8 protein-coding genes and 1 pseudogene are annotated in these 9,688 nt (G+C 36.9%); 8 read left to right on the top strand and 1 reads right to left on the bottom strand.

Annotated features, from left to right (window positions below; translation table 11 throughout):
• The 7 genes and pseudogenes from B4237_RS04735 to lpxA form a co-directional block, all read left to right on the top strand.
• Positions 1 to 484, top strand: a pseudogene (locus B4237_RS04735) (1-deoxy-D-xylulose-5-phosphate reductoisomerase); the annotation flags it as partial.
• A 5-nt stretch (positions 485 to 489) separates the two neighbouring features.
• Positions 490 to 1,845, top strand: coding sequence for an RIP metalloprotease RseP (rseP, locus tag B4237_RS04740; RefSeq protein WP_278595439.1), 1,356 nt, complete (start codon positions 490 to 492; stop codon positions 1,843 to 1,845).
• 32 nt (positions 1,846 to 1,877) lie between these two features.
• On the top strand, positions 1,878 to 4,385 hold the full coding sequence (bamA, locus tag B4237_RS04745; protein ID WP_278595438.1) for an outer membrane protein assembly factor BamA: 2,508 nt from the start codon (positions 1,878 to 1,880) through the stop codon (positions 4,383 to 4,385).
• Positions 4,386 to 4,426: 41 nt separating this feature from the next.
• Entirely contained in the window at positions 4,427 to 4,915 is a 489-nt protein-coding gene (locus B4237_RS04750) for an OmpH family outer membrane protein (RefSeq protein WP_278595437.1), read from the top strand.
• 3 nt (positions 4,916 to 4,918) lie between these two features.
• Positions 4,919 to 5,989 carry a UDP-3-O-(3-hydroxymyristoyl)glucosamine N-acyltransferase gene (gene lpxD / locus B4237_RS04755; RefSeq protein WP_278595436.1) on the top strand — a complete coding sequence of 357 codons (1,071 nt, stop codon included), beginning with the start codon at positions 4,919 to 4,921 and terminating at the stop codon, positions 5,987 to 5,989.
• 6 nt (positions 5,990 to 5,995) lie between these two features.
• Complete coding sequence (fabZ, locus tag B4237_RS04760; RefSeq protein ID WP_004879353.1) at positions 5,996 to 6,481, top strand: 3-hydroxyacyl-ACP dehydratase FabZ; 486 nt, start codon at positions 5,996 to 5,998, stop codon at positions 6,479 to 6,481.
• Entirely contained in the window at positions 6,478 to 7,266 is a 789-nt protein-coding gene (lpxA, locus tag B4237_RS04765; RefSeq protein ID WP_023013510.1) for an acyl-ACP--UDP-N-acetylglucosamine O-acyltransferase, read from the top strand. Before fabZ ends, lpxA begins: the two co-directional genes overlap by 4 nt.
• Positions 7,267 to 7,309: 43 nt before the next feature.
• On the opposite strand, the gene B4237_RS04770 is transcribed toward lpxA, so the two are convergent.
• Positions 7,310 to 8,242: an AraC family transcriptional regulator gene (locus tag B4237_RS04770; RefSeq protein ID WP_004879358.1), complete on the bottom strand. Its 933-nt coding sequence runs from the start codon at positions 8,240 to 8,242 to the stop codon at positions 7,310 to 7,312.
• A 189-nt stretch (positions 8,243 to 8,431) separates the two neighbouring features.
• Between B4237_RS04770 and B4237_RS04775 the strand changes: the two genes are divergently transcribed.
• A complete protein-coding gene (locus B4237_RS04775; protein WP_278595435.1) occupies positions 8,432 to 9,676 on the top strand; it encodes an alkane 1-monooxygenase in 1,245 nt (414 codons plus the stop codon).
• Positions 9,677 to 9,688 lie beyond the last annotated feature (12 nt).

Raw genomic sequence — 9,688 nt, forward strand, 5'->3', positions numbered from 1 at the left:
ATTTTCAATATCAGAACATTTTGTTACAGTTGTTGTCCATCCACAAAGTATTATTCATTCAATGGTGCAATATGTGGATGGATCAACTTTGGCTCAAATGGGTAACCCTGATATGTGTACGCCGATTGCGCACGCATTGGCTTGGCCGAAACGTTTAACAACACATGTTCCTGCTTTGGACTTGTTTGAAACAGCGCAATTAAATTTTCAAAAGCCAGATGAAATTAAATTTCCTGCGCTTAATTTAGCTCGTCAAGCAATGCGAGCAGGTGGTTTAGCACCAACAATTTTAAATGCATCTAATGAAATAGCAGTGGCTGCGTTTTTGGATAATAAAATTCGATTTACAGAAATTCCACAAGTTGTCGAAAATACTTTGCAAGTTGTACAAAATACCAAAGCAGAAAATATAGACATCATTTTACATACTGATATGATCGCAAGACAGGTAGCAGAGCAGTATGTTATGGAAGTGAGAGGTTAAATCGTATGAATGTATTGTTCATGATCGTTGCTGCGATTTTATTGTTGGGTCCTCTCATCGCCATTCATGAGTTTGGTCATTACTGGGTAGCTCGTAAATTAGGTGTCAAAGTTTTAGTCTATTCGATCGGATTTGGTCCTACTTTACTAAAATGGCAATCTAAAAAATCTGGTATCCAGTATCAGCTTTCAGCTCTACCACTTGGTGGCTATGTCAAGATGCTAGATGAGCGTGAAGGCAATGTCGCTGAACAAGATTTACCATACGCTTTCAATAGGCAATCTCCGTGGAAACGTATTGCTATTGTCGCTGCTGGGCCACTAATTAATTTAATTTTCGCTATTTTTCTCTTTTGGATTTTGTTTCTACCAGCCCAAGATCAGTTGAACACACGTATTGGTAAAGTTCTACCAAATACACCTGCTGCTCAAGTTGATTTGAAAGTTGGAGATAAGATACTAGAGGTTGATAGTCACACGACCCCAACGTGGGAAAAACTTAATTACGCGCTTGTAAATCGTGTAGGTGAAACTGGGCAAGTTTCTGTTTTAATTGATCGTGCTGGTACTAAAAAACAAGTTAATTTACCGATTAAAGATTTTCTTAAAGATCAGAGTGAATCACCTTTAGATGCATTGGGCTTTTTACCTTATCGTCCTGTTATCCCCGCAGTTGTAAAAGAGTTAAGTGCGGATGGTGCTGCAATTCGTCAAGGAATGAAAGAGGGTGATAAAATCGTAGCAATCAATGGTGTTACGATGAAAGACTGGTTTGATGTAGTTGAAGTTGTACAAGGTTCACCTGAAAAATTGTTGAATATTGATGTGATGCGCAATGACAAGATTGTGCATTTACAAGTTATGCCGCAAGGTCTACGAGACAATATGGGTAATACAACGGGTGTTCTCGGTGTAAAAAGTGATGTTGGTAAAGTTACTATTCCGCAAGAATATAAACAAACGATTCAATATTCACCTCTTGAAGCTTTAGGTGTTGCGACTGATAAAACAGTGCAGCTCTCAGGTATGATTGTAAACTCGATCGTAAAAATGGTAAGAGGCTTGATTGGTTTAGATAATCTATCTGGTCCAATAACGATTGCTAAAGTTGCTGGACAAAGTGCTGAAATGGGATGGCAAACCTTTATCTCTTTTATGGCGCTGATGAGTGTAAGTCTAGGTATCTTAAATTTATTGCCAATTCCAATGTTGGATGGTGGTCACTTAGTTTATTACTTTATTGAAGCAATTCGTGGTAAACCTGTTTCTGAACAAATACAGATGTTTGGTTTAAAAGTTGGTATGGTACTGCTCGGTAGCATGATGCTTTTAGCTTTATTCAATGACTTCATGCGTTTATAAGCGCAAATGGAATTTAACTTACTGGAAAATATATGGGCATGCGTCACACACATTTATTAATGCCTTTAGCACTTGTTAGTGCGATGGCAGCGGTACAACAAGTATACGCAGCAGACGAGTTTCTTGCACGAGATATACGAATTGATGGTCTTGTACGTTTAACACCTGCAAGCATCTATTCAATGTTACCAATAAATAGTGGCGATAGAGTAAGCGATCCGATGATCGCTGAAGCAATTCGCACTTTATATGCTTCAGGCCTATTTGATGACATCAAAGCTTTTAAAGAAAATGATGTCTTAGTCTTTAAAGTAGTTGAACGCCCAATCATTTCGAAGCTTGAATTCAAAGGCAATAAACTTATTCCAAAGGAAGCTTTGGAACAAGGCTTAAAGAAAATGGGTATTGCTGAAGGCGAGGTTTTCAAAAAATCTGCATTACAGATTATTGAGACTGAACTTGAGCAACAGTATACACAGCAAGGTCGTTACGATGCTGATGTAACAGTAGAAACAGTAGCTCGCCCAAATAACCGCGTGGAGTTAAAACTAAACTTCAACGAAGGTACGCCTGCGAAAGTGTTTGATATCAATATCATCGGTAATACTGTATTTAGCGATGCTGATATTAAACAAGCTTTTGCTGTGAAAGAAAGTGGTTGGGCATCGATTGTTACGCGTAATGACCGATATGCTCGCGAAAAAATGGCTGCAAGTTTAGAGGCATTGCGTGCACTATATTTAAACAAAGGCTACATTAATTTTAATATCATCAATTCACAACTAAATATTAGCGAAGATAAAAAACATATCTTTATTGAAGTTTCTGTTGATGAGGGTAGTCAGTTCAAGTTTGGTGAAACGAAGTTTTTAGGTGACGCACTTTATAAGCCAGAAGAGTTACAAGCACTTAAACTTTACAAAGATGGTGAAACGTATTCGCAAGAAAAAGTGAATGCTGTTAAGCAACTTTTACTACGTAAATATGGGAATGCCGGCTATTATTATGCTGAGGTAAATGTAGTTCCTCAGATTAATAATCAAACAGGAATTGTTGATCTTAATTACTATATTAACCCCGGCCAGCAAGTCACAGTTCGTCGTATTAACTTTACAGGTAATAATAAAACTGCTGATGAAGTTTTACGACGTGAAATGCGTCAGATGGAAGGTGCGTTAGCGAGTAACGAGAAAATTGATCTTTCTAAAGTTCGTTTAGAGCGTACAGGTTTCTTTAAAACTGTTGATGTAAAACCCGTTCGTGTACCGAACTCACCAGACCAAGTTGATTTAAATGTTGATGTTGAAGAGCAGCACTCTGGTACAACAACCCTTGCTGTAGGCTACTCTCAAAATGGTGGTATCACATTCCAAGCAGGTTTGAGTCAAACAAACTTTATGGGTACTGGTAATCGAGTAGCAGTTGATTTATCTCGTTCAGAAACACAAGATTATTATAACTTGAGCGTAACAGATCCGTATTTCACAATTGATGGTGTGAGTCGTGGATATAATGTTTACTATCGTAAGACCAAACTCAATGAAGACTATAATGTTAATAATTATGTGACAGATAGTTTAGGTGGTAGTTTAAGCTTTGGTTATCCAATTGATGAAAATCAAAGTTTAAGTGCTTCTGTTGGTATTGATAAAACTAAAGTAAGAACAGGTCCGAGTGTTTCGACTTATATTCGCGACTATCTATTAGCAAATGGTGGAAAAGCAACAGGAAGTAGTTCTTACTGTCCTTTAGATGCCAATGGTAATTCTCAACTCGATGATGAGTTGAACTGTAAAGTACTAGAGAAAACATACGATAATGCATTTGAAGGTGATTTCTTAACTTATACATTGAATCTTGGTTGGTCTTACAATACTTTGAATCGTCCAATTTTCCCAACTTCGGGTATGTCTCATCGAGTTGGTTTAGAAGTTGGTTTACCTGGTAGTGATGTTGATTACCAAAAATTGACTTATGATGCGCAGGCCTTTAAGTCATTGCCTAAAGGATTTGTATTACGTGGTTATGGTAAGTTAGGTTTCGGTAATGATCTACCATTCTACAAAAACTTCTATGCAGGTGGTTATGGTTCTGTGCGTGGCTATGATAACAGTTCATTAGGTCCGAAATATCCGAGCGTTATTTTCCAAAAAACAGATCAAAATGATCCATCGCCAGAAGAAGTAGGTGGTAATGCGCTGGTTCAGTTTGGTACTGAACTAGCACTACCTTTACCATTTAAAGGGGATTGGACTCGCCAAGTTCGACCTGTTCTATTCGCAGAAGGTGCTCAAGTTTTTGATACTAAATGTGACGTAGCGGGCGGTACTATGAAAATGAATGGCAGTGATATAGATATTAAGCAATACTGTGACGATAACTACAAGTTTGATTTGGGTAATATGCGTTATAGCGTTGGTGTTGGTTTTACATGGATTACGATGATCGGACCATTATCACTCAGTTATGCATATCCGCTTAACGATAAGAAAGGCGATGATACTAAGTCTATTCAATTCGAAATTGGTCGTACTTTCTAAGTACGACTCTAGGTTTTCAAAATATATAAAAGGATGAAACAATGAAAACATTAACAATGCTTATGATTGGCTTAGGTCTAACGGTTTCAGCAGCTGTGAATGCAGGTGGTATTGCTGTTGTCGATCTCGCTAAAGTTGTAGAAAGTAGTACATATCTCAAACAACAAAATGCAAGTTTAGGTCAAACTGTAAAACCAACCTCAACAAAGTTAGAGCAGTTGGGTAAAGAAATTGAAGGTTTGCAACAAAAAGCCCAATCAGCTAATCAAGCTGATTTGCAAAAGCTCTCTGCGCAATATCAAGCTAAAGTTAATGAATTTAATTCTACTCAACAAGGTTTACAGACGAAAGTACAGTCTAGTTTACAAGCGATGAACACAACTTTTGAGAATCGTGTAAAGCAAGCAGCAGAACAATTACGTAAAGAAAATAATTTAGATTTTATTTTGAATAAAAATTCTACGATTGCATCTGACGCTCAGTATGATTTAACTGATAAAATGATTCAAAAGGTTAATGCAATGAAATAATCAATGAATAGACGTAGTTATCGTTTAGAAGAAATCGCTCACCTTGTAAAAGGTGAGTATTTCGGTGAAAAAGATTTTCAAATTTTTAATTTAGCAAGTCTAGAAAAAGCTCACAATCATCATATTTGCTTTGTAAATGGTGACAAATACTTAGCGCAAGCTGAAGCAAGTCAAGCTGGTGCTTACATCGTTACTGAATCATTAAAACAATTATTAGGCAGTAAGAAAAACTTTATTGTTGTAAATAATCCTTATCTGGCATTTGCTACATTAACCCACGTATTTGATAAGAAAATATCTCAACGCGGTATTGAAAGCACTGCAAAAATACATCCTTCTGCGATTATTGCTGACGATGCATATATTGGACACCATGTTGTTATTGGTGAAAATTGTGTTGTTGGTAATAATACGATTATTCAAGCAAACGTCTTTCTTGATGACAACGTCGAAGTGGGCAAAGATGGTTTTATTGATGCAAATGTGTCGATTACAGGTGAAGCCAAGCTAAAGGATCGTGTTCGTATACATACAAATACTTCAATTGGTTCAGAAGGTTTTGGATTTGCTCCTTATCAGGGTAAATGGCATCGAATAGCACAACTTGGCTCAGTTTTAATCGGTAATGATGTCAGAATTGGTTCAAATTGTTGTATTGATCGTGGTGCATTGGACGATACTATTCTTGAAGATGGTGTCATTATTGATAACCTTGTGCAAATCGCGCATAACGTTCAAATTGGTCAAAATACTGCGATTGCCGCTAACTGTGCTATCGCTGGAAGTGTTCGTATTGGCAAAAACTGTATTATCGGAGGCGGTAGTGCAGTTGCAGGGCATTTAAATATCGCGGATAATGTCACGCTTACTGGAATGTCAATGGTCACAAAAAATATTTCTGAGGCTGGAACTTATTCTTCAGGAATTGGACTCTTTGAAAATAGTCATTGGAAAAGGACGGTTGTACGCTTGAGACAATTAGCAGATGTGCCATTGACCCAACTCACGAAAAGGCTTGATCATATGCAAGCTCAATTAGAGTCCCTTGAATCAACCCTTAAGTTACGTAAATAATTTATTATGACTGAGTCAACATTTCCAGCATTCACGATGCCTGAATTACCAATGGATATCCAAACTATCCGTGAATATTTACCTCATCGCTATCCTTTCTTGTTAGTTGATAGAGTGACAGAAGTAACTGAAAATAGCATTGTCGGTTATAAAAACGTATCTATTAATGAAGAGTTTCTACAAGGGCATTTTCCAACTTATCCGATTATGCCTGGTGTATTGATTATTGAAGCTTTGGCTCAGGTTTCTGGTATTTTAGGTTTTGTATTAACAAATCAGAAGCCAAAAGCTGGTTCATTGTTCTTGTTTGCTGGCGCAGAAAAAATAAGATTTAAGAAACAGGTTGTTGCTGGTGACCAGCTTATCTTAAAATCTGAGCTTGTTATGCAAAAACGTGGCATTTACAAGTACAATTGTACTGCTAGTGTTGACGGCAAAATTGCAGCAGCAGCTGAGATTATTATTTCCCATCAGAAAATTGAGCAGACATGAGTAGTCAAAATTTAGTTCATCCTACAGCAATTATTGACGCATCTGCAGAAATCGCATCTGATGTACAAATTGGACCGTATTGTATTATTGGGCCAAATGTAAGTATTGATGCAGGAACAAAATTACGTTCGCATGTTGTAGTTGGTGGCTTTACGAAAATTGGAAAAAATAATGATATTTTCCAATTTTCGAGTATTGGGGAAATTTGCCAAGATTTAAAATATCAAGGTGAAGAGACGTGGTTAGAAATAGGGGATAATAATTCTATTCGTGAACATTGTACTTTGCATAGAGGTACAGTTCAGGATCATGGTATTACAAAGATTGGTAGCCATAATTTATTAATGGTGAATACCCATATTGCACATGATTGTAACATTGGTGACCACAATATTTTTGCAAACAATGTTGGTGTAGCTGGACATGTAAATGTTGGTGATCATGTGATTGTTGGCGGTAATGCTGGTATTCACCAATTCTGCCGTATTGACTCTTACAGTATGATTGGTGGCGCGGCTTTAATCCTTAAAGATGTTCCAGCCTATGTGATGGCATCAGGTAATCCAGCGCGTGCTTTTGGTATGAATATTGAAGGTATGCGTCGCAAAGGGTGGTCTCGAAATACCATTCAAGGTCTTAGAGAAGCTTATAAGTTGATCTATAAATCTGGCCTTACAACCGAGCAGGCAATCGAGAAAATTCGTAATGAAATTTTAGAAAGTACGCCTGAAGCGCAGCTGTTTATTGATTCTCTAGAAAAATCTACACGCGGCATCGTACGCTAAGATTTTCTAAAATAAAAAAAGACACATCAGTGTCTTTTTTTATTTATGTTTCATTTTGAATATATTGCTGCCGATATTGTTTAGGTGAAATTTCAAAAGTGCGTTTAAATGCTTGGCTAAAAGCAGTTTCAGAAGAGTATCCAACCTTATTTGCAATTTGCTGAATAGAATAATTACTTTTGCGTAGATATTGGCTCGCTAAACGCATTCGATGTTGTTGTAAATATGCTAGTGGTGATTCACCAATGACTTCATGGAATAAGCTTGCAAACTTAGAACGAGACATACAGCATTGTTCAGCCAAAGTTTCTACTGTCCAAGCATCTTCAGGATGATTATGGATAGCTGCAAGACTGTTGCTTAATTCAGGATGATTGAATGCACTTAGCCATCCTGATTGATCAGAAATTTGTTGAATATGATCTCGAATACACTTAATTAATAAAATATTTACGAGATGGTCAATAATAATATCTCGGCCTGCTTGAATATTTTGTGTTTCAAGGGCAAGAAAGTGCAGACCAATTTGTAACCATTCAGGAGTACTTGTGTCTCCATGTTGTAGGTGTATTAAAGTCGGAAGCGCTTGAATAAAAGGGCGTGCCATGAGTGTATCAATTTGACAGCGCACTGTTAATATTAAATTTTTCTCGGATGATTCAGTACCAAACTCGATGGCATCTTCTTTGTGGCCATCAAAAAATTTAGATATGTCTACAGCATTAACGAGTTTGGTAATGGCATTGTCAGCACCTGTATGTGCTTTACCAGAAGGGATAACTACGATTTCACCCGCATTGGCTGTCAGACTATTTTGTCCATCAACCTGTATAAATACCGACCCCACTAAAACAATATGAACAATTAAAGCGGTTTGATCTTGGCAGATAAAACTCCATTCTCCTTGTGTTTTCAAGTAGATATATTCACTGTGGTTTAAATGAATATCGGCAAATATTTTACTTAAAGCATCCATATGATTTTTTATCGATGTGTTCATTTAAATTATAGAGAGCTAATGTAATAACTCAATATGTGTTTTAAGGACAAAAACAGGGAGGATGATGCCAAAGACTTTCACATAGGTTTTTTGGACGCTTGCAACTGTAATGCATCTCATAATTCCTGAAAATATACATATATATACAAAGACATGGAAAAGATGATGAATGCGCCAGTAAATGTTGAGCAAGAACTTACGCCAGTAAGCATTCCAAAATCAAAAACTGAATTGGATCGTAAACGTTATTTATGGGCAATTAGCCCAGCTTTGCCTGTAATCGGTATCGGTATTTTAGCAGGCTATCAATTTGCACCACGTCCTTTGAAAAAAATCTTTGCGTTAGGTGGTCCAATTGTTTTGCATATTGTTATTCCAACAATCGATACGATCATTGGTAAAGATGCAAATAATCCAACGGATGAAGACATTAAATTACTTGAAAAAGATCCTTATTACTCTCGTTTAGTAAAAAGCTTTATTCCATTGCAATATGCCGCAAATTTTTATGCATGTTATTTAACAAGTCGTAAAGAAACATCGTTTTTAGATAAGATTTTACTTGGTATTTCGATGGGTGCGATCAACGGTATTGCAATTAATACTGCGCATGAGCTGAGTCATAAGCATGATCGTATTGACCATATTTTATCGCATTTAGCACTTGTACCAACGGGCTATAACCATTTCCGTGTAGAACATCCTTATGGTCACCATAAACGTGCTGCAACACCAGAAGATCCAGCATCTTCACAAATGGGTGAAACATTCTATGAGTTTTGGCCTCGTACAGTAATTGGTTCATTCAAATCAGCTGTAGAAATTGAAACCACACGTTTAAAACGTAAAGGTAAAGAATTCTGGTCTACAGACAATGAGTTGTTGCAAGGTTGGGGTATGAGTGCTGCATTTCATGCTTCTATGGTTGGTATCTTTGGTAAAGGTGTAATTCCATATTTAGCAACACAAGCATTCTATGGAATTAGTTTATTTGAAATTATTAACTATATTGAACACTATGGTTTGAAGCGTCAAAAAGATGAAAATGGTAAATACCAACGTACCATGCCTGAACATAGCTGGAACAATAATAATATTGTGACTAACTTGTTCTTATATCAGCTACAACGTCACTCTGATCATCATGCTTATCCGACACGTCCATTCCAGGCATTACGTCACTTTGATGAAGCTCCTGAATTACCAAGTGGCTATGCAAGTATGTTATTGCCTGCATTGATTCCACCTTTATGGTCAAAAATGATGGATAAGCGTGTATTTGATCATTATAAAGGTGATCTAAATAAAGCGAATATTTATCCTAAACGTCGTGCAAAAATCTTTAAAAAGTTTGGTGTGGTTGATAAATCTTTAGAACAAACTCAAGCAGAAGTCGTCGCTGTTGAGTAATTTAAAGACATG

Source organism: Acinetobacter sp. UBA6526 (assembly GCF_002434875.1).
Lineage (GTDB): Bacteria > Pseudomonadota > Gammaproteobacteria > Pseudomonadales > Moraxellaceae > Acinetobacter > Acinetobacter venetianus.